This window comes from Oleiphilus sp. HI0086 (genome assembly GCF_001635225.1).
The window spans coordinates 1-1,268 of the sequence record NZ_LWFZ01000911.1 but is presented as its reverse complement, the minus strand read 5'-3'; the positions used below and the strand labels follow the sequence as shown (position 1 = coordinate 1,268).

The following is a 1,268-nucleotide window of genomic DNA, read 5'->3' as shown; positions in this document are numbered from 1 at the left end:
GATTTTTGTGCCCGTAAAGCCGCCGCGTTTGTTCAGCAGCTAGAAAATTGGCATTGGCTTTGTAAGCAACACGACACCACCCAAGCGGTGCAGCCGATGGTGAGTGAGCAGCCAGTACCGCCGAGATATCTTGCCTATCAACAGCAGCATGCACTTGCGCAAACGTTGGCAGCGGCAGCAGCGATGAAAATGGAAGTGATGTCTTATCGTTATCAGTATGGTCGTTGGCCAGCGGAGATCGACGATTTGGGTTATACCGATGCGCAAATGAAAACCAGCACGATGATTCGTGATATGCGGATTACCCGCGGTGGGGTGATTCGTGTCTTAGCGGCAGAAAAGCTCGGTGAGCATGCGGCGGTGGTATTGACCCCAGTTGACGTGCTGGGTGGGCAAAGTATTGAGTGGCGCTGCGAGACAAATGTCTCGGTATCCGGCGACTTATGTCGTTACCAAGAAGGCGCATCGTTTTACCGTTAGCCGCGTGGCCCCCTTTGTGTGGAAAAATTAGCGAAGCGGTGCACGTTTACTTGCGGTATTGACCTGCTATGCTCAAATAACGGTGGCCGTAATGCGTGTGAGGTGTTGCCATGCACAGCATTAAACAAAAAGTGACAACGCGCTGGCGCGACATGAAGCATGCGCTCCATTGGTGGGGTATTGCGCATTTAGCTAGCCCATTAAAAGGCGAGATCGCGTTGAGCCGATTTTTAGCCTATTACCACCTTGAGCGTGAAGACATCATTGCGCGCGCGCATCAACAGGCCGCGTTATTTGCCAATGATCACGGTAGCGATTGCCGCGATTTGTAATAGTAACCACAGAGTTTGCGTCCCGACTTGAAAACGCGAAATAGTGGTAATCCCCCGGATCACAATAGGGATAACCGCCACAGCGCAAATGAAATACCCGATCGATAGCGGAATACCCAGCAAGGCATGTAAAGCCGATGCGAGAATAGCGGCTTCAATCGCAAAGAAGATAAAAGTAAACGAAGCATAAATAAGTGACGTGACTGTGGAGCCCAAGTAGCCAAACCCGGCACCTCGCGTCAAAAGATCAATGTCTAAACCGTGTTTAGCTGAGTAGTAAGCAATTGGAAAACCGGTAATAAAGAAAACCGCTGCAACGACTAACATCGCTGCAATGGTATTCACAAAACCATAGTTAATCGTTACCGCTGCAGCAATGCTTTCAAGTGCCAAAAAAGCAGTCGCCCCTAAAGCGGTTTTGCCGACACGGCTAATACCCATACGCCGAGCTTTACG

The 1,268-nt window shown here is 50.2% G+C and carries 2 protein-coding genes and 1 pseudogene; 2 read left to right on the top strand and 1 reads right to left on the bottom strand.

The window, feature by feature from the left end:
* Positions 1-480: hypothetical protein (locus tag A3756_RS27800; protein ID WP_197481345.1), on the top strand; the 480-nt coding region annotated here is incomplete at its 5' end.
* Between the two features lie 110 nt (positions 481-590).
* Positions 591-812, top strand: a complete 222-nt coding sequence (locus tag A3756_RS26760; RefSeq protein ID WP_068510533.1) for a hypothetical protein — start codon at positions 591-593, stop codon at positions 810-812.
* Here A3756_RS26760 and A3756_RS27795 read toward each other — a convergent pair.
* A pseudogene (locus A3756_RS27795) lies at positions 783-1,268 on the bottom strand (hybrid sensor histidine kinase/response regulator); the annotation flags it as partial. The gene A3756_RS26760 and the pseudogene A3756_RS27795 sit on opposite strands and share 30 nt — an antisense overlap.